Below are 20446 nucleotides of genomic sequence, written 5' to 3'. Positions count from 1 at the left end.
AAACCTTTCTTTACCGTGGAGCGTCGTTGCCGTAGGCACGCTTTGTCCCGGAGCGTGCTGCCCACGGGGAGAGGAATTCCTAGATCATGATGCGACGTCTCGCTGCCGGCGCCCTCGCTGCGGCGCTGGGCGCCACCGTCCTGGCCACCGCCGCCGCGCCCGCGTCGGCCGTCACCAACCCGCCCTACTACGACAACGGGTGGCACAACGGTGACTTCGACTACGACCACGACGGCGGCTACACCCGCCTGAGCTTCGACGTCAACCCCGAGCCCGCCTGGGCCGGCCGTACCCTCCACCTCGACGGCCGGCTCTCGGTCCACTGCGAGGGCGGCTACATCGACGGTGTCGTCCAGGTCATCAAGTCCGACTGGTGCGAGCGCGCCAACGGCTGGAACCGCCTCGGCGGCCGGAAGATCATCATCCTCTTCCAGCCCGACGGCTCCCACCGCTGGGAGTTCGTGGACAAGGTCCGCACCGGCGGCTCCGGCTACTTCCACCTGAAGGTCCCGGCCTACACCTCCGGCACCTTCCGCGCCATCTACGAGGGTGGCCGCTACTACAACGGCGACGAGGCCAGCGACTGGGTCAAGGTCCTGCACCGCTAGCCGTACCCGCTCGAAGACGAAGGAGCCCGGCCGCTCGGCGGCCGGGCTCCTTCGCGCATTCCGTGCTCGCTCAGCCGAGCAACGCGTTCAGCTCGCCGTACGGCAGGCCGTCCGCGGTGGCGTCGTAGACGCCCTTCTCCAGCAGCTCGGTGGTCGCCCGCGCGGCCAGCGCGTAGGCCGCCTGCGCGATCGACGAACCCAGGCTGATCCGCACCACCCCGGCCGCGGCGAACTCCGCGACCGACGGCGCGCCCGCCCAGGCCATCACCGCGACCGGCAGCGGCCCGTCCGAGAGCCGCTTGAGCGCCTCCAGGTCGATCAGGCCCGGCACGAACAGGCTGGAGGCCCCCGCCGCCGCGTAGGCCTCGGCGCGCTCCAGCACCTCCTCCAGCCGCCCGCTGCCGGCCAGGTACACGTCGGTCCTGGCGTTGATCCAGACGGGCACGCCCAGGCGGTCGGCGGCGGCCCGCGCGGCGCGCAGCCGATCGGCCTGCTCGGCCGGGGGCAGCAGGTCGGCGCCCACCCGGTCCTCCAGGTTGACGCCCACCGCGCCCGCCCGCACCACGGCGGCGACGCTCTCGGCGACCGCGCCGTAGCCCGCCTCGATGTCCGCCGAGACCGGCACGTCCACCGTGGCGGCGATCCGCTCGACCAGGGCGGCGTTGCGGTCCGCGCCCAGGTCGGCGCCGTCCGCGAAGCCCAGGGACCACGCGACCCCGGCGCTGGTGGTGGCGATGGCCCTGGCCCCGGCGGCGGCGATGGCCGCGGCCGAGCCCACGTCCCAGGCGTTGGGCAGCAGGAGGGGGTCTCCGGGGCGGTGCAGGGCGGCGAAGGTTTCGGCTCGGGTCGTCATGGGGCGACTCTACGCAGCCGCCCCGGCCCCCCACGCGCCGGGATCAGACCTCACGGTCAGGCCCTGCGTCGGCCTTTCACGCGCCGGGATCAGACCTCACGGTCAGGCCCTGCGTCGGCCTTTCACGCGCCGATCAGACGTCACGGTCAGGCCCCCGCCCAGACCGCCCGGGGTCCACTCGGTTCTCACGAAGCGGTGGCCTGGGGCCGCTCCCCGGCACCCCTCCTGCCGGAGGGGGATGGCCCGCCGGGGTGCGGCCCGGCCGGTCAGCCCTGCTCGTACGGCGCGGGCGGCGCCAGCGAGGCGCAGCTCTCGAAGACCTTCCGCTCCTCCGCCGACCTCGGCTTGACCTGCTGGAACCCCTCAGGCTTGGCCTCGGACCCGACCGGCTGCCACACCCCGCCCTGCTGCAGGCACCGAGCCCACGCCGCGAACTTGGCCTCCTCCTCGGGCGTGGCCGGCTCTGACCCGCCGAGGATGACCGAGTCCCACTCCTTGCACGCCTTCATCGCGGCGTCGAGCTTGGCCTGGGTGACCTTGGTGACCGCGCTGGTGTCCAGGTCCTGCCCCTTGACCGGGTCCGGGATGTCGACGCCGTTGGCCCGCATGCACCCGGTGAACTTCACCGCGGTCTCGTGCCAGCTCGGCTTGGCCTGGCCGCTCGACGCGGCGGGCGTCTCGGTGGCCGCGAAGCTCTGCGCGCCGCAGGCCGTACCGAGCGCGAGGAAGGGCAGGGCGGCCAGTCCGGCGAGCCGGCGCTTGGTGATCAACACGTGTTCCTCCAAAGGGGATCGCTGACGTGCCCCTCACCCTGGCCGACCCCGATGAGCAGGCCGTCAGCACGATGTCATGAACGTGTAATAGCTTCCGAGACCGGACAAACCGCCCGCCGAAGCCTCCGATACTGGAACGCATGGCTCGCGTGTTGCTGATCGAGGACGACCCCGCCGTCAGGGACGCGCTGACGCTCGCCCTCAAGAGCAGGGACCACGAGGTCGAGTCGGCCGCCTCCGGCGAGGACGGTCTGGCGCTCCTGCCCCGCTTCGCCGCCGACGTGGTGGTGCTCGACCTGATGCTCCCCGGCATCGACGGCTTCGAGGTCTGCCGGCGCATCCGGGCCACCACGGCGACCTCGATCGTCATGCTGAGCGCCCGCGGCGACGACTTCGACGTGGTCGGCGGGCTGGAGGCGGGCGCCGACGACTACGTGGTCAAACCGGTGCGCCCGCAGGTGCTGGAGGCGCGCATCCGGGCGGTGCTGCGCCGCGGCGAGAGCCAGCCCTCCCCGGTCGAGACGTACGGCGAGCTGTCCCTGGACCGGACCTCCCTGACCGTACGGCTGGCCGGCCGGCCGGTCGCGCTGCCGCCGATGGAACTGAAGCTGCTGCTGCACCTGTCGGCCGCCCCCGGCCAGGTCTTCAGCCGGCAACACCTGCTGGAGGCGGTCTGGGAGCACGACTACCTCGGCGACTCGCGGCTCGTGGACGCCTGCGTGCAGCGCCTCCGCGCCAAGATCGAACAGGTCCCGGCCGAACCGGTCTACATCCAGACCGTGCGCGGCTTCGGCTACCGGTTCGGGCCGGTATGAGGTGGCTTCGCGGGCTGCGTGCCCGGCTGGTGATCACGTTCGTGCTGGTGGGCGGGCTGAGCGCGGTGGGGGCGGCCGGGCTGACCTACTACAAGGCGCGCAGCAACCTGCTCAGCGGCGTCCAGGACCGGCTGCTCGACGACTTCCGGCACCGGGTGCTGCTGCTCTCGCGCGACGTGGCGCTCCCGGCCACCGACGACGAGCTGGCCTCGCTCGCCGAGGACCTCGAAGTGGGCGACCGCAAGGTGTACGTGGTCCGGGACGGCGCCGTGCCCAGCGACGCGCGCATCACCGCCGAGCTGCGGCAGCGCCTCCTCGACCGGCCCCGGCTCGCCTGGCAGCGCGTCGCGCGCGACGGCGTGCCGTACCTGGTGGGCGGGAGCCGGGTCATGCTCCGCGCCGGCGGCACGCCCTCGGGCCTCACCGTGTACCTGGTGGAGTCGCTGGCCCAGGCCGCCGCCGACGAGGCCGCGGTGGCCCGTGCCGCGCAGGCGGCGGCGCTCCCGGTGGTCCTGCTCGCGGTCCTGGCCGGCCTGCTGGCCGCGCGAGGCGTCCTGCGGCCGGTCGCCGACCTGGACCGCGCCGCGCGGCGACTGGGCGAGGGGCGGCTGGAGACGCGGCTGCCCGTGCGCGGTGGCGACGAGCTCGCCGGGCTGGCCGGACGGTTCAACGAGACCGCCGCGGCGCTCGAACGGTCGGTCGGCGAGCTGCGCGAGATGGAGGCCCGGTCGCGGCGGTTCGTCGCCGACGTCTCCCACGAGCTGCGCACCCCGCTGGCCGCCGCCACCGCGGTCACCGAGGTGCTGCAGGCCGGGGCCGAGCGGCTCGACGGCGGCGCGGGGGAGGCGGCCCGCCTGGTCACCGCCGAGATCGCCCGGCTCAGCCGGCTCGTCGACGACCTCATGGAGATCTCCCGCTTCGACGCCGGGGCGGCCGTGCTCAACCTCGACGACGTGGACCTCGGCGCGGCGGTGGCCGGCTGCCTGCGGTCGCGGGGATGGACCGACCAGGTCACCGCCGACCTGCCCACCGGGCTGCGGGTACCGGTCGATCCGCGGCGGCTGGACGTCATCGTCGCCAACCTCGTCGGCAACGCCCTGCGGCACGGCTCACCGCCCGTCACCGTCAGGGTCCGCGCCACGGACGAGCTGGCCTTCGTCGAGGTGGCCGACCACGGGCCCGGCCTGGGGGCGGACGTCCTGCCGCACGTGTTCGAGCGGTTCTACAAGGCCGACACCGCCCGCACCCGCTCCGCCGGCAGCGGCCTGGGCCTCGCCATCGCCCGCGAGAACGCCCTCCTGCACGGCGGCACCCTCACCGCCACCCCCACCGCCCTCTTCACCCTCACCTTGCCCCGAAGCCCCCACTCCGGTCCTCCCACCATGGGGAGCTCCCGCCCATGACCCCTCAGCTTCGGGAGTCCAACCTTTGGGGGCCTCCGCCCGTGACCCGCCGCCTCCCCACCCGTGGCCCCTGTGCGTCGGGATCCTCTTCTCGCCGCCCTTTGAGGCTTCCACGAGCGCGCGGATTGGCGGCCGCCCTCCTCCTGCTAACCGTGGCCGCCTGCGGCATCGCCCCCACCGGCGTGGTCGACGCCGGCGAACCGGCCCGCGGCTTCACCGAGGGCAGCCACCTGTACTTCGTCCGCGACAACCACCTGGTCCCCGTAGGCCGCCCCGACGGCCCCCTGACCGCCGCAGAAGCCGTGAACCTCCTGAGAGCAGGCCCCACCGACAAGGAACGCGAACGCGCCCTCGACACCCACCTGCCCGCCAACCTCCCCCTCCGCGTCGACGAAACCTCCTACACCGTGACCGGTGGCCAGGTGTCCCAGGCAACCCGCCTGCCACACCTGGCCACCGGCCAACTCGTCTGCACCATCGCCGCCGCCACCGCCGCCCAGCGCCGCGTGCCCGTGGACACCGTCCGGGTGACCGTCCCCGAGGGCGGCACCCGCCGCTGCGCCGACTACGAACAGGCCGCCCAGAGCAAGTGACCCCCGCCGGGACTTTCCCAGTTTCGATATCGGCCACTTATGAAAAGGCGAAACAAAGGTCTAGCTCGCCGGCGACCGGCCTACCCCTTGTAATTGAAGATCTGCCGAAGCGTGTGCTGAATCTCGACCAGATCCTTCTGATCCGCCATCACCTGATCAATGGACTTGTACGCCTCAGGGTGCTCGTCCACCAAAGCAGCGGCCCGGTCAACGTTCCACGTACGCCCGCGCATCGCCTGAGTGAGCGAAGCCGCCGAAAGCTCCTTCTTCGCCTTGGTCCGCGACATCCGGCGCCCCGCCCCGTGCGAGCACGAGTTGTACGACTCCGGATTCCCCCGCCCACGCACGATGTACGACTGGGTCCCCATGGACCCGGGAATGACGCCCTCGTCACCGTGGTCGGCCTTGATCGCGCCCTTGCGGGTGATCCACAACGACTTGCCGTAGTGGGTCTCCTGCTGGGTGAAGTTGTGGTGGCAGTTGATCGTGCGGACGCGCCGGCCCGTGCCGACGACGTGGAACAGCGCGTTGATCAGGACCTTGTCCATCCGCGCCCGCGAGGCCATGGCGTAGCGCTGCGACCACAGCATGTCCTCGATGTACGCGGTGAACTCCGGAGTGTTCTGGACGAGGTAGGCCAGGTCCGGGTCCTCCAGGCCGATCTCCTGCTTCTTCATCAGCTTCTTCGCACCCACGATGTGCATCGTGGCGAGCTGGTTGCCGATGCCGCGCGAGCCCGAGTGCAGGACGGTCCAGACCCGGTCGCGCTCGTCGAGGCAGACCTCCACGAAGTGGTTGCCGGAGCCGAGGGTCCCGAACTGGTCGGACACCTTCTTGGTGAGCCGGGCGTCCAGGGCGGTGTGGGGCAGCCCGAGCTCGCCCAGAGCGCGGTCCATCGACGGATCGCTGTGACCCTTCCCCACCCCGGCGGGAATGCGGCGCTCCACCATCGGCATCAGCGCGGCCAAGGTGTCCGGCAGATCGGCGGCGGTGAGCGTCGTTTCCGTGGCGACCATTCCGCAGCCGATATCCACGCCGACCGCGGCGGGGATGATGGCATTCTTGGTCGGAATTACCGAGCCCACCGTCGCACCGATGCCGACATGCGCGTCCGGCATTAGAGCGACGTGACCGGAAACGAATGGCAGGCGGGCGGCACGTGCGGCCTGCATGATCGCGGCTTCGTCGATCTCGCTGGCCCACGACAGCAGGTTCGGTGCGGGCTGGTTGGGCGACATTTGAAAGTCTCTCCTTCTGGTTGGTGATCAGTGTGGCCTGACCAGAAAGGAAATCCCACTCATTTTATCGAGGCCGCCCGGTTCCAGCCGTGCGAGCACACGGGCCGGGGGCTCGTCACCCGCCACGAATTCCATCCGGACGGGCGGTACCGGTTCACCCCTTCGGGTGAGGCAGGACCGCCTCCGCCGGTCCTAGCGTCGAGCTTGTGCGTTTCCCGCCTCCCGGCGTCGTCACGCCTCTTCCCGAGTCCAGGACGGCCGCTCCGGGCCGCACCACAGTTCACCCGTCGAGCTAGACCCTCGCGCCCGCACGAAACGAGATCCTCATGACCGCGTCCCGCACGCGCCCCAGCTCTTCCAGATCCACTGTCGCCGAAGTCACGTGGTTCTTCGCGATCGCCGTCCTGCTGTGCTTCGCGCTGTCCGTTCCGATGGTCTTCCGGCTCGTCTCCCCGGACCTCAACAACCTGATCACGCCGATCCTGCAGCTGACCCCGATGCTCGCGGCGATCATCATGTGGCTCGCCCGACGGCCGGGGACGTTCCGGGAGACGTTCGCCACCACGTGGCGCGGCACGCCCAAGTGGGCCGGCATCGGCATCGGCCTCATCGCCCTGATCGCCGCGATCCAGACCGCCATCGCCCTGGCGACGGGGATCTGGCCGCTCAACCCGCTCGACCAGATCCTCGCGGCGACCATCTGGATCCTCCCGGTCTTCGTCATGCAGTCCGTCTTCGCCATCGGAGAGGAGTTCGGCTGGCGCGGCTGGCTGGCCACGCGCGCCGCGTCATGGGGGTTCTGGCCGCTGGCCTTCGTCAGCGGCCTGGTCTGGATCGTCTGGCACCTGCCGGTCCTCGCCGTCATCGGTGACCGGCCGCTCCGGGACATCGTCATCTACTTCGCCGGCATGCTGCCCTGGGCGCCGCTGCTGCTCGCCCTTCGCCGGCGGTCGGGGAGCGTCTGGCCCGCGGTCCTGACGCACGGAGCGATCAACAGCGTCCGGGTGTACCTGCTGCAGTCCGTCCCCAGCGCGACGGACCACCTGCTCATCGAAGTGGTCGGCTGGGTGCTCACCATCGCCGCCGCCGTCTGGCTGATGCGCCCGCGCCGGGCTTAACCCGGCCGGCCGATCGACGAGGGCCCGGACGACCTGGTGGACGTGGCAGCGGGGCTGTGGCAACCCGTCTCGATCAAGGGGTGACCGCCGCTTGGTAGATCCCTCCGGTTTTCCTGTCGGAGGCAGGCCGTAGGCTGAAGCCACTCACGGGATGGGAGGTGGCACCCTTGTTGAAGGACACGTTCGGGCGGGTGAGCACGGATCTTCGGGTGTCTCTCACCGACAAGTGCAATCTGCGCTGCACGTACTGCATGCCACCCGAAGGGCTCGACTGGCTGCCCAACGCCAAACTGCTGACCGCCGACGAGATCGTCCGTCTCGTGCGGATCGGCGTGGAGATGCTGGGCATCACCGAGGTCCGCTACACCGGGGGCGAGCCGCTCATCCGGCGCGAGCTGGTCGACATCGTCCGGCGTACCGCCGAGCTCCGTCCCCGGCCGCAGATCTCGCTCACCACCAACGGCATCGGGCTGTCGCGCCTGGCGGTCCCGCTGAAGGACGCCGGGCTCGACCGGGTGAACGTCTCGCTCGACACCCTCGACCGCGACCACTTCAAGCGCCTGACCCACCGCGACCGCTTCGACGACGTCATCGCCGGCCTCGCCGCGGCGCACACCGCCGGGCTGCGGCCGGTGAAGGTCAACGCGGTCCTCATGCGGGGGATCAACGAGGGCGAGGCGGTGCCGTTGCTGCGGTTCTGCCTGGAGCAGGGGTATGAGCTTCGCTTCATCGAGCAGATGCCGCTGGACGCCCAGCACGGGTGGGATCGGGCGAGCATGGTGACCGCCGACGAGATCCTCGACCTGCTCTCTGGTTCTTTCGACCTCGCCCCCGATGATGCTGAGGAGCGCGGGAGCGCTCCGGCCGAGCGGTTCGTGGTGGACGGGGGGCCTGCTCGGGTGGGCGTCATCGGGTCGGTCACGCGGCCGTTCTGCGGGTCTTGTGACCGGGTACGGCTGACCGCGGACGGGCAGGTGCGCAACTGCCTCTTCGCCACCGAGGAGTCCGACCTCCGGGCCGCCCTTCGCGGTGGGGCCTCGGACGAGGAGCTGGCCGAGCGGTGGATCGTGGCTGTGCGGGGGAAGCGGGCCGGGCACGGGATCGACGACCCCAGCTTCCTGCAGCCCAACCGTCCCATGTCGGCCATCGGCGGCTGACCACCCCCTGGGTTGTCCGGGGCGGCCGGACTCGGCCCCCCGGCTGGGCCGTTGTACGCCGGAGTGGGTGGCCGCTCCCCGTTCCGGCGCTCGTCCCTTTCGGCCGGAGCGGCTGCCCGTGGTGCCGGGTGGCGCGGTAACCGGGACGCTGAGGCCGCCGGGGAGGGCTGGCGGGAACCCTGGCTACGGGTCAGACGGACGGACGTCACGATCCGACAGACACCCCAGCCGAATGTCCGGAGCCGCCACTGTGCTCCCGAGCACCCACGTCCAGCTCCCGAGCACCCACGTCCAGCCCCCAGCACCCGAGCACCTTCGGCGAGCCTGGCTCTGAGGAAGGCTCGGCCCTGAGTGGTGGGGAGAGGGGCGGGCGTAGCCTGGGCGGGTGATCGGTTATGACGCGGTCGTGTTGGCCGGGGGAGCGGCTCGGCGGATGTCCGGGGCGGACAAGCCTGGGATGACGGTAGGGGCTAGATCCCTGCTGGAACGGGTGGTTGCGGCGGTTGCGGATGCCGGGCGGGTGGTGGTGGTCGGGCCCGCGCGAGATCTGGACGGGGTGGTGTTCACCAGGGAGGACCCGCCGGGTGGTGGGCCGGTGCGGGCGTTGCGGGCCGGGCTGGCGGAGGTGACGGCCCCGCAGGTGGTGGTGCTGGCGGCGGACCTGCCGTTCCTGCTGCCCGACCACGTGGTCGCGCTCCGGGCCGCGGCGGCCGGAGCTGTCCCACCGATCGCGACGGCGGCGGGGAGCGAGGGCGGGGACCCAGCGGTCGGCGTGGGCGGTGGCGCGACCGGCTCGGAGGGGCCGGGCGCGAGGACGGGGCAGAGGCGGGGACCCAGCGCGGGCCGCAGCGAGGACACGATCTCTAGCCGGGGGGGAGACAGCGCCCTGGGCCTCGGCGGGGGCGGTGAGGCTGAAAGCAGTGGCGGGGTGGTGCTGGTGGATGAGGGTGGGCGGGAACAGTGGTTGACGAGCGTGTGGCCCACCAGCGTGCTGCGGGAGGCGTTGGCGCGGTATGAGGGGGACTCGCTGCGGGGGCTGCTCGGCCCCCTGGAACCGCGGCGGGTGGCGCTGCCGGGGCGGGCGTGGTTCGACTGCGACACTATGGACGATCTGGAGGAGGCACGCATGAACGTGTTGACCGAGTGGACCGCGCTGGTCTGCAAGGAACTGGGCGTGGACCCGGCGGCGGTGGACCGGGACCTGATCCTGGACCTGACCAAGGAAGTGGCCCACGGCGTGGCCAGGCCGGCGGCGCCGCTGACGGCCTATCTGCTGGGCCTGGCACAAGGGGCAGGGACGGCGCCGGAAGACGCGGTGGCGAAACTGACGACGCTGGCCCGCAATTGGGAGCGGGCGACGACCGAGACCCTGACCGACGGCTGACTCCCGACAAATCAGTACTTGTCAACCCAAGCTGAGGATTAGCTGTGAATATCCAGCCGGGGACTGTAAACGATTTCGGAAAGTCGCCCTATCGGACCGACCGTCCATAAGGGGTTCTGGAAAAGGGCGACGCCGGGTGGTTACGGGGGCAAACCACCCGGCGTCGCTTCATCGGCGTTCCGACGGGGGCCCGGAACGCCGGCACCAGCACTCCGACGGGGGACCGGAGCGCTTGGCTAAAGCGTACACCTAGTACCCGTGGGATGCGTCAAGACTAAGTCACGACCCGATCTCGCGTCGATGGAGTGGTATCTCGCTTTGGTTAGCCTCCGGTGTGTCAAAGCTAGGCGGAGGAAGATCCTTGCCACGCTCATTGGCACCGATTACCGCTATGTATGGCAAAAACACCGCCGCCGCGATGAACAGCAGCCGGTACGGCCACGGCACCGGCAGTGCGACCGCCAGGATCAGGCAGAGGGTGCGGATCCCCATCTGGATGAGGTACCGCTTCTCCCGCCGCCCGATGTCCGTGCTGAGCGACGGCCGTGCGTCGGTCACCTGATGGACGACCGGTTTCCTGTGCCAGCCCTTCACGCCTTCCACCCTACGCCTCACGTGCGATCATGCCGATATGACCGATCGAACTTACCGGGTGACCGAAATCGTCGGCACCTCGTCAGACTCCGTCGACCAGGCCATACGTAACGGTATCCGGCGGGCCTCGCAGACCCTCAGGCACCTCGACTGGTTCGAGGTCACCGAGATCCGGGGGCACATCGACCAGGGGGAGGTCGCGCACTTCCAGGTCGGGATGAAGGTCGGCTTCCGGCTCGAAGACGCCTGACAGAGGCCCACCGGATCGAGGCAGCCGGACCAGGCGCGTGACCGTCGGTGCGGGGAGGGCGACGGAACCGGGGCGTGACAGCCGCCGCGGCAGGCGCGACACTGCTGGGGTGAGGCTCCGCCGTACCGCCGCCCTGCTCGTCGCCGTCGCGCTCGGGACAGCGGCGTGCGCGCCGGCCACCGGCGCCGCGCCTGGGAAAGCCGCGCCCGGAAAGGGCACGTCCGGAACAGCCGCGTCCGGAACAGCCGCGTCAGGCACAAGCGCACCTGGACAAGGCGCGCCCGCGTCGGCGACGGCCGCCGCCCCGAAGAGCCTGTTACACCAGACCGCCGAGCAGCGAGCCGCCACCGCCGCGAGCCTGCGCCAGGTGGACGACCTGCCGCTGTACGAGATGACCTACCACGGCGGCTACGAGGCCGACGCCCCGATGACGGAGGCCGAGCTGGCCAGGCGCGAGGACGGCTGGGCGTGCTCGCTGTTCCTGCGCGGCACCGAGTTCGGCCGCAACTTCGACTGGCACGCCAACCCCGCGATGGTGGTGCACGCCGACCCGCCCGACGGGTACGCCTCGATCTCGCTGGTGGACGCCTTCTACGTGCTCAACCGCAAGGGCCCGGCCGACCTGAAGGCCGACGCCCGGCGGCTGGCGCACGCGGTGCTGGTGCCGTTCGACGGGATGAACGAGAAGGGCCTGGCGATCGGCCTGGCGACGACGCCCACCGCGATCCTGCCGAAGCCGGCCGGCCGTACGACGGTCTCCAGCGCGCGCATCATCCGGCTGATCCTCGACCGCGCCGCGACCGTGCGCGAGGCCGTGGAGCTGATGGGCCGCTACCACCTCGACTTCAGCAGCGGCATCCAGGTGCACTACCTGATCGCCGATCGCTCGGGCGACTCGGTGGTGGTGGAGTACGGCGACGGCAAGCTCAACGTGATCGACGACGACAAGCTGACCAACATCACGATGGCCGGCACGACCGTCGCCGACCGCCTGCGCGACACCCGCTACCGCACGCTGGCCGAGAGCCCGGCGGGCGGCCTGGACCTGCTCAGCCAGGTCGCCCAGGGCCACACGAGGTGGTCGGTGGTCTACGACCTGGCCAAGCTCGACGCCCGCCTCGTCACCGCCAAGCGCTGGGAGCGGGTGCACACCTTCCGGCTCAGCTCGCCTGGCTGACCGTCGACATGTTGAAGTCGGGCACCCGCAGCGCGGGCATCCGGGTGCGGGTGAAGTAGTCGTTCCACTCCCGGGGCAGGGTCAGCTCGCTGGCCCCGACCTCGGTCACCCGCCCGAGCAGGTCCACCGGGCTCTCGTTGAACCGGTAGTTGGTGACCTCGCCCACGACCTGCCCGTCCTCGACGAGGTAGACGCCGTCGCGGGTGAGCCCGGTCAGCAGGAGCGTCTGCGGGTCGACCGCGCGGATGTACCACAGGCAGGTCAGCAGCAGCCCGCGCTCGGTGGCGGCCACCATCTCCTCGACCGAACGCCCGCCCTCGGGGCCGGTCATGATCAGGTTGTCCACCGGCAGCGTCGCGGGCAGGCCGCTGAGCTCGGCGGAGTAGCGGGTCTGCCGGAGCGCCGAGAGGCTGCCGCCGGAGATCCAGTCCACCGCCGGGGTCGGCAGGCCGTTGTCGAAGACCGACGAATCCCGCCCGGAGGCGTGCACCACGGCGAACGGCGCGCAGTCGAGTGCCGGCTCGGCCGGGTCGCTGTAGAGCCGCACCGGCAGCGACGAGAGCCGGTCGCCGACGCGCGTGCCGCCGCCGGGCTTGGCGAACACGCTCTGCCCGTCGAGGGCGTCGCGCGCCCCGGCCGACCAGTAGAGGTAGATCATCAGGTCGGCGACCGCGCTCGGCGGCAGGATGGTCTCGTAGCGGCCCGCCGGCAGCTCGACCCGGGTGCGGGCCCACTCCAGCCGCGTCGCCAGGCTCTCCTCCAGCGCGCCCACCTCGACGTCGGTGAAGTCGCGGGTGTAGACGCCGGTCCAGGCCGAGCGCTTGAGGTCGGCCGACTTGCCGTTGAGCTCCAGCCGCCCGCCCGGCTGGTCGTGACGCAGCCGCAGGCCGCTGGAGGTGCCGAGGAAGGTCGAGGTCAGCGAGTGCTCGGCGAAGCCGTACAACCGGCGGCCGGCGCCCTCGGCGGCGGTGAAGGCGCGCCCGAGGTCTGCGGCGAACCGGTCGAAGACCCCGATGTCGGTCGGCGCGAGCGGCTGCGCCCAGCCCGGGCTCTCCGGCAGCCCGGACACCAGCGGCCGCGCGTCCTCGGCCGGCTGCGCCTCGCGCGCCGCCCGGTCGGCCGCCGCGACCAGGTCCTCCAACTGCTCAGGCAGTACGGCGGAGCGGGACACCACCCCGGTCGCGCCGCCCACCACCGAGATCACCGTGACCCGCGTCGACTCGGCCATGCCGTTGGTCGTCAGCGTGTTGCCCGCGAACCGCAGGTTGGCCGTGGAGGAGTGCTCGGCGATGACCACGCAGTCGTCGGCCCGCGACAACTCCAGAGCCTTGTCGACCATGCCCTGCATGCCCATCACTTGCCACCCTCCTGCACCGTGTTGAGGATCCGGACGCCGCGGAACAACGCCGAGGGGCAGCCGTGGCTGACCGGCGCGACCTGGCCGGGCTGGCCCTTGCCGCAGTTGAACGCGCCGCCGAGCACATAGGTCTGCGGCCCGCCCACCGCCTCCATGGCCCCCCAGAAGTCGGTCGTGGTCGCGGTGTAGGCGAAGTCGCGCACCTGCCCGGCGAGCTGCCCGTCGACGATGCGGTAGGCGCGCTGGGCGGTGAACTGGAAGTTGTAGCGCTGCATGTCGATCGACCAGCTCTTGTCGCCGACCAGGTAGAGGCCGTGCTCGACGCGGCCGATGAGCTCCTCGGTCGAGGGGCCGCCGGGCGCGGGCTGGAGCGACACGTTGGCCATGCGCTGCATCGGCATGTGGCCGGGCGAGTCGGCGAAGGAGCAGCCGTTGGAGCGGCCGAGGCCCTGCATCAGCGCCATCCGCCGGTCGAGCTGGTAGCCGACCAGGATGCCGTCGCGGATCAGGTCGAAGCTCTGCGCCTCGACCCCCTCGTCGTCGTAGCCGATCGTCGCCAGGCCGTGCTCGACGGTGCGGTCGCCGGTCACGTTCATCACCGGCGAGCCGTACACCAGCGAGCCGAGCTGGTCGAAGGTGGCGAACGAGGTGCCGGCGTAGGCGGCCTCGTAGCCGAGGGCGCGGTCGAGCTCGGTGGCGTGGCCGATCGACTCGTGGATGGTCAGCCACAGGTTCGAGGGGTCGATGACCAGGTCGTGCGGCCCGGCCTCGACGCTCGGCGCGGCCAGCTTCTCGGCCAGCAGCTCGGGCAGCCGGCCCAGCTCGCCGGCCCAGTCCCAGTGGGCGCCGGTGAGGTACTCGTACCCCCGGCCGACCGGCGGGGCGATCGTCGACATGTCCTCGAAGCCGGTCTCGCCGATCTTCACGCCGGTCAGCTCCGGATGCACCCGCACCCGTTGCTGCAGCGTGCTGGTGCCCGCGCTGTCGGCGTAGAACTTCTGCTCCTTGACCTGCAGCAGCCGGGCGCTGGCGTGGTCGAGCCCCTTGAGCAGCCCCGCCGACCACTCGGCCAGCAGCGCGACCTTCTCGCTCTGCGGCACCTCGAACGGGTCCACCTCGTAGGGCGAGACCCAGACCACGTCGCGGTAGACCGGCTCGGCGGCCAGCTCGATCCGCTCGCGGTTGATCGGCGCGCTCACCTCGGCCACCCGGACCGCCTGCTCGGCCACCCGGACCGCCGCCTCGGGGGTGAGCTCGACGCCCGAGGCGAAGCCCCAGGTGCCGTCCTTCACCACCCGGACCGCCAGGCCCAGGTCGTCGGCGTCCATCGCGCCTTCGAGCCGGGCGTCGTACAGGCTGAGGGACTCGGCTCGCACCCGCTCCAGCCGGAAGTCCGCGTGCTCGGCGCCCAGCTCACGCGCCCGCTGCAGCGCGGCGTCGGCCAGGCGGGCGAGCGGCAGAGCTCGGAAGTCGTCGTCGATCTGGCGCATGTCAACGATCCTAGCCCTACGATCTTGTACGGGCCGGACAAGGGGATACCCGCGGGTAGGGGATAGCGTCAGGTCCTATGGCACGCTCTGTACTCGTCACCGGCGGCAATCGCGGCATCGGCCTCGCGATCGCCAGAGAACTGGCCGCGGGCGGCGACGCCGTCGCGGTCACCTACCGATCGGGCGAGCCCCCCGAGGGCCTGTTCGGCGTCCGCTGCGACGTGACCAGCGCCGAGGACGTCGACGCCGCCTTCGCGAAGGTCGAGGCCGAGCAGGGCCCCGTCGAGGTGCTCGTCTCCAACGCCGGCATCACCAAGGACACGCTCCTGGCGATGATGAAGGAGGAGACCTTCACCGAGGTGATCGACGCCAACCTCACCGGCGCCTTCCGGGTGGCCAAGCGCGCGATCCGCCCGATGATGAAGCTCAAGCGCGGCCGCATCATCCTCATCTCCTCCGTCGTGGGCCTGTCCGGCCAGGCGGGGCAGGCCAACTACGCCGCCTCCAAGGCCGGCCTGGTCGGCTTCGGCCGCTCCCTGGCCAGGGAGTACGGCTCGCGGGGCATCACCGTCAACGTGGTGGCCCCCGGCTTCGTCAAGACCGACATGACCGCCGAGCTCGACGGCGAGGCGATCATCAAGAACATCCCGCTGGGCCGCCAGGCCGAATCGGCGGAGATCGCGCGCGTCGTGCGCTTCCTGGCGAGCGACGACGCCTCCTACATCACCGGGGCCGTGATCCCCGTCGACGGCGGACTGGGAATGGGGCACTGACCATGGGCATCCTCGACGGCAAGCGCCTGCTCGTCACCGGCGTCCTCACCGACGCCTCCATCGCCTTCCAGGTGGCCAAGATCGCCCAGGAGCAGGGCGCTCAGGTCGTCCTGACCGGGTACGGCAGGCTCAGCCTGGTCGAGCGCATCGCCAAGCGGCTCCCCGAGCCGCCGCCGGTGCTGGAGCTCGACGTGACCTCCCCCGACCAGCTCGGCACCCTCGCCGACCGGGTGGGCGAGCACCTCGACGGCCTCGACGGCGTGGTCCACGCCATCGGCTTCGCGCCGCAGACCGCCCTCGGCGGCAACTTCCTCAACACGAGCTGGGAGGACGTGGCCACCGCGCTGCACGCCTCGACCTTCTCCTACAAGTCGCTGGCGGTGGCCTGCCTGCCGCTGATGAAGGCCGGCGGCTCGGTCGTCGGCCTCGACTTCGACGCCACCAAGGCCTGGCCGGTCTACGACTGGATGGGCGTGGCCAAGGCGGGCCTGGAGTCGGCCAACCGCTACCTCGCCCGCGACCTCGGCAAGCACGGCATCCGCGTCAACCTGGTCTCGGCCGGGCCGCTGCGCACGATGGCGGCCAAGTCGATCCCGGGCTTCAAGGAGTTCGAGGAGAGCTGGCCGGAGAAGGCGCCGCTGGGCTGGGACCTCGCCGACACCGCGCCCGCCGCCAAGGCGGTCGTGGCGTTGCTGTCGGACTGGTTCCCGGCCACCACGGGCGAGATCGTCCACGTGGACGGCGGCGTCCACGCCATGGGCGTCTGACCGCACCGCTCGAGAACCGTCCTGTTCGCACCCGGGCCGCTCAGGCCAGGCGGTGCCGGCCGCCGACGCGCATCGGCTCGAACGGGATGGACGCGCTCTCCTCGGCCTTGCGCCGCCGCTTGTGCACGATGCGGGTGGCCAGCACGGCCGAGGCCAGCAGCGTCGCGGTGAGCGCCGTGCCCAGCACGTCGCCGTCGGTGTCGCTGGGCCGTACCACCTGCTGGTCGCTGAGCCGTACCCGCAGCCGCTCGGTGAGCGGCCCCGGCCACAGCAGTCCGAGCCCGGCCCGGTCGGGGTCGGCGGCCGGCTCGTCGCCGAGGTCGTGCTCGGTGCTGTTGAGCAGGTACGGCCGGCTGTCCGGAGGCACGGGCACCGTCGTGGGCAGCACCGCCTGCTCGTCCTCGTCCGCCTTCTCGGAGGGCTTCGGCTCGGGCCGCGGCTTCGGCGGGGGAGTGGTGAGACCGGGCTTGGGCGGCGGCGGGGTGAGGCCGTCGAGCACGCCCTGCCCCTTGCAGGCCAGCACCGGCAGGCAGACCTCGTCGAGCACGCTGGGCAGCAGTCCCTCGCCCCCGCCCGGCTTGCCGGCGTCGGCGGTGTCGGCGGGCTCGGACTGGTCGCCGGGTTTGGGCGGCGGGGTCGGCTCGGGGGTCTGCGGGGTGGGGAGCACCTCGCCGAGCGGGTTGGTGACGCCGCCCACGGTGTCGTCGAGCCCGTCGGTGACCGGGCCGAGCTGGTCGCCGGTCAGCGAGTCGACCGTGTCGGTCACTCCGTCCACCAGCTCGCACAGCCCGCCGGTGACGCCGGACAGCAGGCCGCCGCCCTGCTCGCAGTCGGCGAGCAGCGCGCCTCCCAGGGTGTTTCCCAGCGCCGGGTAGGGTGCGGTCGCGGCGGCCGGAGCGGCGCCCAGCGTGATCGTGGCGATGGCGAACGCCAGGACCCCGGCGGTGCGTCGCATCTGTCTCCCCCCAAACACTCTCCGTGGGGGAATCCTCGCGGATCGGCCCCGCGTTGCCCGCGGAAAGTTGCGGTTCGGTATCGACTAGTGATACGCGAGTCGGACTCTCGTTCTATCGGGTCAGCAGGACGAGACGTCGTCCAGCGCCTCCCGGATCTCCCTCGGCAGGACCAGGTCCTCCGCCTGGAGGATGGCCTTGAGCTGGGTGGCGGTGCGGGCCCCGACGATCGCCGAGGAGACGCCGTCCTGGTCGCGCACCCACGACAGCGCCACGGCCAGCGGCGTGCGCCCCAGCCCGTCGGCGGCGGTCATCACCGACTCGACCACCCGGCGGCAGCGCTCGTCCAGGTAGGGGCGGACGTACTCGGCGAAGTGCGGCGCCGCGGCGCGCGAGTCGGCCGGGATGCCCGTGCGGTACTTGCCGGTCAGCACCCCGCGCCCGAGCGGCGAGGAGGCCAGCACGCCCGCGCCCACGTGCGCGGCGGCCGGCAGCAGCTCGCGCTCGGCCTCCCGGGCCAGCAGCGAGTACTCGGCCTGGGCCGAGACGAGCGGGATGCGGCCGGGCACCACGCGCTGGGCGGTCGCCGCGGCGGCGAGCTGCCAGCCGCTGTAGCCGCACACGCCGGCGTAGACCGCGCGCCCGGAGCTGACGATGGCGTCCAGCGCGGCCAGCGTCTCCTCCAGCGGCACCTCGTCGTCGAAGGCGTGGAGCTGCCACAGGTCCACGTAGTCGACGCCGAGCCGCGAGAGCGAGGCGTCGATGGCGGCGATGAGATGGCGGCGCGAGGCGTCACGCGGGCGGGGGCCGAGCGGGGTCACCACGGCCTTGGTGGACAGGACCACGTCCTCGCGCCGCACCGACTCGCGCAGCAGCCGCCCCAGCAGCCGCTCGGAGTCGCCGGAGGTGTAGACGTCGGCGGTGTCGACGAGGTTGCCGCCGGCCTCCACGAAGGTGCGGAGCTGGGCCGCGGCGTCCTCGGGGTCGGTGTCGAGCCCCCAGGTCATCGTCCCCAGGCCGAGTCGGGAGACCGACAGGCCGCTCCGGCCCACATAACGCTGTTCCATGATCCGGCTAGATTACGCCAACCACCTCCGGGGCTGGCCATACTTTGCCGTGTGACGACTTTGCTGCTGGCCCGCCATGGCCTGACCCCGCTGACCGGTCCCGTCCTCGCCGGCTGGACCCCCGGCGTCCACCTGAACGAGCGCGGCCGGGCGCAGGCCGAGGCGCTCGGCGGGCGGCTGGCCGGGACCCGGCTGGACGCGATCGTCTCCAGCCCGCTGGAGCGCTGCCGGGAGACCGCCGAGGCGGTCGCGCGGGGGCGGGATCTGGAGATCCAGACCGACGAGCGCTTCGGCGAGTGCGGTTACGGCGAGTGGACCGGGCGGGAGCTCAGGGAGCTGGCCGAGGAGCCGCTGTGGCGGGTGGTCCAGGCCCACCCGAGCGCGGTCACCTTCCCCGGCGGCGAGGCCATCGCGGACATGCAGGCGCGCGCTGTCAAAGCGGTCCGGGAGTGGAATGATCGTCTCGGGGAGAAGGCTGTCTACCTGGTCTGCACGCACGGCGACGTCATCAAGGCGATCGTGGCGGACGCCCTCGGCCTGCACTTGGATGGATTTCAGCGAATCGGTGCGGATCCGGCCGCTTTGACGGTGATTCGCTACACCCCCTTGCGCCCCTTTGTGGTCAAACTTAACGATATGGGGGAATTGACGCTGCCAGAGGGTTCGGGAGAGAAAGACGGGGGAGAAAACCTCACCGGGAGCGATGCCGCCGTCGGCGGCGGATCGGGAACCACGTAAGGTCAGGCTATGCCGGTCTTCGACTACGACCCACCTGAGAGGTTCGTGGCCGGTGCCGTGGGGCAGCCGGGTTCGCGGGCTTTCTTCCTGCAGGCCAAAGGAGAGGGCAGACTGACGACGGTAGCGCTGGAGAAGCTGCAGGTGGCCGCACTCGCGGGCAGGCTCGACGAGCTGCTCGACGAGGTGCTGCGCCAGTCCGGCGGCACGGCCCAGATCCCCGCCCTGGCACCCGCCGACCTCACCGACGACGGGCCGCTCGACCTGCCCATCGAAGAGGACTTCCGGGTCGGCACGATGGCGCTGCAATGGGACGAGGACACGGCCCGCGTGGTCATCGAGGCCGAGGAGTACCTCGGCGACGAGCCCGTCGAGGTCGACGACCCGGCGATGCTGCGCGTGCGGATCAGCGCCGGCGTCGCCCGCGCCTTCACCCGCCGCGCCCTGCAGCTCGTCGCCGCCGGTCGCCCGCCCTGCCCGCTGTGCACCCAGCCGCTCGACCCCGAGGGCCACGTCTGCGTCCGCCTCAACGGCTACCGCGGGGGTGAGGTGGCTTCATGAGCACCGTGCCGGAGAGTGAGCCCGTGCTCAGCCCCCCTCCGGCGGGGCAGACCGAGAAGGAGGCGCTGCGGCTGCTCGCCGAAGGCCGCATGGAGGTGGTCGGCCGCCTCGTCGAGGCGACCAACATGACCCTCTACTGCTCCATCACCCTCGGCGGCGTCACCGCCGCGTGCGTCTACAAGCCGGTGCGCGGCGAGCGGCCGCTGTGGGACTTCCCCGACGGCACCCTCGCCGCCCGCGAGGTGGCCGCCTTCGAGGTCTCCCGTGCCACGGGCTGGCGCATCGTGCCGCCCACCGTCTACCGCGAGGGCCCCTTCGGCCCCGGGATGTGCCAGCTCTGGATCGACAGCCACGACCACGCCGGGCAGGAGCCCGACCTGATCGCGCTGGTCCGCAGCCGCAACCCGGCCCTGCGCCGGATGGCCGTCTTCGACGCGGTGGTCAACAACGCCGACCGCAAGGGCGGCCACCTGCTGCCCCTGCCCAGCGGGCACGTCTACGGCGTCGACCACGGGGTCTGCTTCGCCGAGGAGGACAAGCTCCGCACCGTGCTGTGGCAGTGGCGCGGCCGGCCGCTCAGCCGCGAGGCCGTCGGCGTGCTGGCCGGCCTGGAGCGCGACCTGGAGTCCGGCACGCTCGGCCGCCGGTTGCGCGAGCTGCTCACCCTGGCCGAGGTCGAGGCCACCTGGCGCCGGGTCCGGCGGCTGCTCGACACCGGCCTGCACCCCTCGCCGTCCAAGGACTGGCCGGCCGTCCCCTGGCCGCCGATCTGATGTGCAC

22 protein-coding genes and 1 pseudogene are annotated in these 20446 nt (G+C 71.8%); 15 read left to right on the top strand and 8 right to left on the bottom strand.

The genetic code is table 11. The annotated features are described in order from the left end of the window. Positions 1-86 precede the first annotated feature (86 nt). Positions 87-608, top strand: coding sequence for a hypothetical protein (locus ACIBG7_RS37175; protein ID WP_357931548.1), 522 nt, complete (start codon positions 87-89; stop codon positions 606-608). A gap of 70 nt (positions 609-678) precedes the next feature. Here the strand turns inward: ACIBG7_RS37175 and ACIBG7_RS37170 are convergent, their stop codons facing one another. Both ACIBG7_RS37170 and ACIBG7_RS37165 read right to left on the bottom strand, forming a co-directional pair. After that, entirely contained in the window at positions 679-1461 is a 783-nt protein-coding gene (locus tag ACIBG7_RS37170) for an isocitrate lyase/phosphoenolpyruvate mutase family protein (RefSeq protein WP_357931551.1), read from the bottom strand. Positions 1462-1727: 266 nt separating this feature from the next. Continuing rightward, positions 1728-2234: a hypothetical protein gene (locus tag ACIBG7_RS37165; RefSeq protein WP_397339279.1), complete on the bottom strand. Its 507-nt coding sequence runs from the start codon at positions 2232-2234 to the stop codon at positions 1728-1730. 140 nt (positions 2235-2374) lie between these two features. On the opposite strand from ACIBG7_RS37165, the gene ACIBG7_RS37160 reads away from it, so the two are divergent. The 3 genes from ACIBG7_RS37160 to ACIBG7_RS37150 all read left to right on the top strand — a co-directional run bounded on the left by ACIBG7_RS37160 (position 2375) and on the right by ACIBG7_RS37150 (position 5045). After that, positions 2375-3049: a response regulator transcription factor gene (locus tag ACIBG7_RS37160; RefSeq protein WP_357931557.1), complete on the top strand. Its 675-nt coding sequence runs from the start codon at positions 2375-2377 to the stop codon at positions 3047-3049. Then, complete coding sequence (locus tag ACIBG7_RS37155; RefSeq protein WP_397339277.1) at positions 3046-4452, top strand: ATP-binding protein; 1407 nt, start codon at positions 3046-3048, stop codon at positions 4450-4452. The genes ACIBG7_RS37160 and ACIBG7_RS37155 overlap by 4 nt, the downstream gene beginning before the upstream one ends. Before the next feature lie 125 nt (positions 4453-4577). Beyond that, positions 4578-5045, top strand: coding sequence for a hypothetical protein (locus ACIBG7_RS37150; protein ID WP_397339276.1), 468 nt, complete (start codon positions 4578-4580; stop codon positions 5043-5045). Between the two features lie 80 nt (positions 5046-5125). Here the strand turns inward: ACIBG7_RS37150 and ACIBG7_RS37145 are convergent, their stop codons facing one another. Next, entirely contained in the window at positions 5126-6283 is a 1158-nt protein-coding gene (locus tag ACIBG7_RS37145; protein WP_357931566.1) for an RtcB family protein, read from the bottom strand. 326 nt (positions 6284-6609) lie between these two features. On the opposite strand from ACIBG7_RS37145, the gene ACIBG7_RS37140 reads away from it, so the two are divergent. The 4 genes and pseudogenes from ACIBG7_RS37140 to ACIBG7_RS37125 all read left to right on the top strand — a co-directional run bounded on the left by ACIBG7_RS37140 (position 6610) and on the right by ACIBG7_RS37125 (position 9942). Next, complete coding sequence (locus ACIBG7_RS37140) at positions 6610-7401, top strand: type II CAAX prenyl endopeptidase Rce1 family protein (protein ID WP_397339275.1); 792 nt, start codon at positions 6610-6612, stop codon at positions 7399-7401. A 167-nt stretch (positions 7402-7568) separates the two neighbouring features. Continuing rightward, a complete protein-coding gene (moaA, locus tag ACIBG7_RS37135) occupies positions 7569-8558 on the top strand; it encodes a GTP 3',8-cyclase MoaA (RefSeq protein WP_357931572.1) in 990 nt (329 codons plus the stop codon). 385 nt (positions 8559-8943) lie between these two features. Next, positions 8944-9345: pseudogene (locus tag ACIBG7_RS37130) on the top strand (molybdenum cofactor guanylyltransferase); the annotation flags it as partial. Between the two features lie 315 nt (positions 9346-9660). Then, positions 9661-9942 carry a DUF6457 domain-containing protein gene (locus tag ACIBG7_RS37125; RefSeq protein ID WP_397339339.1) on the top strand — a complete coding sequence of 94 codons (282 nt, stop codon included), beginning with the start codon at positions 9661-9663 and terminating at the stop codon, positions 9940-9942. Positions 9943-10221: 279 nt separating this feature from the next. On the opposite strand, the gene ACIBG7_RS37120 is transcribed toward ACIBG7_RS37125, so the two are convergent. Next, on the bottom strand, positions 10222-10536 hold the full coding sequence (locus tag ACIBG7_RS37120; protein WP_357931575.1) for a DUF3099 domain-containing protein: 315 nt from the start codon (positions 10534-10536) through the stop codon (positions 10222-10224). A gap of 37 nt (positions 10537-10573) precedes the next feature. Between ACIBG7_RS37120 and ACIBG7_RS37115 the strand changes: the two genes are divergently transcribed. Next, positions 10574-10786, top strand: a complete 213-nt coding sequence (locus ACIBG7_RS37115) for a dodecin (RefSeq protein ID WP_357931578.1) — start codon at positions 10574-10576, stop codon at positions 10784-10786. A 109-nt stretch (positions 10787-10895) separates the two neighbouring features. Further along, on the top strand, positions 10896-11963 hold the full coding sequence (locus tag ACIBG7_RS37110; RefSeq protein ID WP_397339274.1) for a linear amide C-N hydrolase: 1068 nt from the start codon (positions 10896-10898) through the stop codon (positions 11961-11963). Here ACIBG7_RS37110 and ACIBG7_RS37105 read toward each other — a convergent pair. Then, positions 11947-13317, bottom strand: coding sequence for a metallopeptidase TldD-related protein (locus ACIBG7_RS37105; protein WP_357931724.1), 1371 nt, complete (start codon positions 13315-13317; stop codon positions 11947-11949). The two genes, ACIBG7_RS37110 and ACIBG7_RS37105, sit on opposite strands and share 17 nt — an antisense overlap. Beyond that, a complete protein-coding gene (locus tag ACIBG7_RS37100; RefSeq protein WP_357931584.1) occupies positions 13317-14810 on the bottom strand; it encodes a TldD/PmbA family protein in 1494 nt (497 codons plus the stop codon). Before ACIBG7_RS37100 ends, ACIBG7_RS37105 begins: the two co-directional genes overlap by 1 nt. Before the next feature lie 77 nt (positions 14811-14887). On the opposite strand from ACIBG7_RS37100, the gene ACIBG7_RS37095 reads away from it, so the two are divergent. Then, entirely contained in the window at positions 14888-15583 is a 696-nt protein-coding gene (locus tag ACIBG7_RS37095; protein ID WP_357931587.1) for a beta-ketoacyl-ACP reductase, read from the top strand. 2 nt (positions 15584-15585) lie between these two features. Beyond that, positions 15586-16350 carry an enoyl-ACP reductase FabI gene (gene fabI / locus ACIBG7_RS37090; RefSeq protein WP_397339273.1) on the top strand — a complete coding sequence of 255 codons (765 nt, stop codon included), beginning with the start codon at positions 15586-15588 and terminating at the stop codon, positions 16348-16350. 40 nt (positions 16351-16390) lie between these two features. Here fabI and ACIBG7_RS37085 read toward each other — a convergent pair whose 3' ends face one another. Together ACIBG7_RS37085 and ACIBG7_RS37080 are read right to left on the bottom strand one after the other, a co-directional pair. After that, the gene (locus ACIBG7_RS37085; RefSeq protein WP_357931593.1) at positions 16391-17305 is read right to left on the bottom strand and encodes a hypothetical protein; all 915 of its coding nucleotides are present in this window, start codon (positions 17303-17305) and stop codon (positions 16391-16393) included. A 120-nt stretch (positions 17306-17425) separates the two neighbouring features. Then, positions 17426-18370 (bottom strand): aldo/keto reductase, encoded by a 945-nt coding sequence (locus ACIBG7_RS37080; protein ID WP_357931596.1) that lies wholly within the window; start codon positions 18368-18370, stop codon positions 17426-17428. Between the two features lie 51 nt (positions 18371-18421). Between ACIBG7_RS37080 and ACIBG7_RS37075 the strand changes: the two genes are divergently transcribed. The 3 genes from ACIBG7_RS37075 to ACIBG7_RS37065 are packed head-to-tail and all read left to right on the top strand — an operon-like array spanning position 18422 to position 20439. Further along, complete coding sequence (locus ACIBG7_RS37075) at positions 18422-19108, top strand: histidine phosphatase family protein (protein WP_357931599.1); 687 nt, start codon at positions 18422-18424, stop codon at positions 19106-19108. A 9-nt stretch (positions 19109-19117) separates the two neighbouring features. Next, positions 19118-19666, top strand: a complete 549-nt coding sequence (locus ACIBG7_RS37070; RefSeq protein WP_357931602.1) for a DUF3090 domain-containing protein — start codon at positions 19118-19120, stop codon at positions 19664-19666. Next, positions 19663-20439, top strand: a complete 777-nt coding sequence (locus ACIBG7_RS37065) for an SCO1664 family protein (RefSeq protein ID WP_357931605.1) — start codon at positions 19663-19665, stop codon at positions 20437-20439. The genes ACIBG7_RS37070 and ACIBG7_RS37065 overlap by 4 nt, the downstream gene beginning before the upstream one ends. The last annotated feature ends 7 nt before the right edge of the window (positions 20440-20446 follow it).

It is taken from the genome of Nonomuraea sp. NPDC050328 (assembly GCF_044459405.1).
Taxonomy (GTDB): Bacteria; Actinomycetota; Actinomycetes; order Streptosporangiales; family Streptosporangiaceae; genus Nonomuraea.
This window is presented reverse-complemented; position numbering and strand designations above follow the sequence as displayed.

Coding starts and splice junctions, on each gene's coding strand:
- ACIBG7_RS37175 (WP_357931548.1), top strand. CDS start 87: ATGATGCGACGTCTCGCTGCCGGCGCCCTCGCTGCGGCGCTGGGCGCC.
- ACIBG7_RS37170 (WP_357931551.1), bottom strand. CDS start 1,461: ATGACGACCCGAGCCGAAACCTTCGCCGCCCTGCACCGCCCCGGAGAC.
- ACIBG7_RS37160 (WP_357931557.1), top strand. CDS start 2,375: ATGGCTCGCGTGTTGCTGATCGAGGACGACCCCGCCGTCAGGGACGCG.
- ACIBG7_RS37155 (WP_397339277.1), top strand. CDS start 3,046: ATGAGGTGGCTTCGCGGGCTGCGTGCCCGGCTGGTGATCACGTTCGTG.
- ACIBG7_RS37145 (WP_357931566.1), bottom strand. CDS start 6,283: ATGTCGCCCAACCAGCCCGCACCGAACCTGCTGTCGTGGGCCAGCGAG.
- ACIBG7_RS37140 (WP_397339275.1), top strand. CDS start 6,610: ATGACCGCGTCCCGCACGCGCCCCAGCTCTTCCAGATCCACTGTCGCC.
- ACIBG7_RS37125 (WP_397339339.1), top strand. CDS start 9,661: ATGGACGATCTGGAGGAGGCACGCATGAACGTGTTGACCGAGTGGACC.
- ACIBG7_RS37115 (WP_357931578.1), top strand. CDS start 10,574: ATGACCGATCGAACTTACCGGGTGACCGAAATCGTCGGCACCTCGTCA.
- ACIBG7_RS37105 (WP_357931724.1), bottom strand. CDS start 13,317: ATGGGCATGCAGGGCATGGTCGACAAGGCTCTGGAGTTGTCGCGGGCC.
- ACIBG7_RS37100 (WP_357931584.1), bottom strand. CDS start 14,810: ATGCGCCAGATCGACGACGACTTCCGAGCTCTGCCGCTCGCCCGCCTG.
- ACIBG7_RS37095 (WP_357931587.1), top strand. CDS start 14,888: ATGGCACGCTCTGTACTCGTCACCGGCGGCAATCGCGGCATCGGCCTC.
- fabI (WP_397339273.1), top strand. CDS start 15,586: ATGGGCATCCTCGACGGCAAGCGCCTGCTCGTCACCGGCGTCCTCACC.
- ACIBG7_RS37085 (WP_357931593.1), bottom strand. CDS start 17,305: ATGCGACGCACCGCCGGGGTCCTGGCGTTCGCCATCGCCACGATCACG.
- ACIBG7_RS37080 (WP_357931596.1), bottom strand. CDS start 18,370: ATGGAACAGCGTTATGTGGGCCGGAGCGGCCTGTCGGTCTCCCGACTC.
- ACIBG7_RS37070 (WP_357931602.1), top strand. CDS start 19,118: ATGCCGGTCTTCGACTACGACCCACCTGAGAGGTTCGTGGCCGGTGCC.
- ACIBG7_RS37065 (WP_357931605.1), top strand. CDS start 19,663: ATGAGCACCGTGCCGGAGAGTGAGCCCGTGCTCAGCCCCCCTCCGGCG.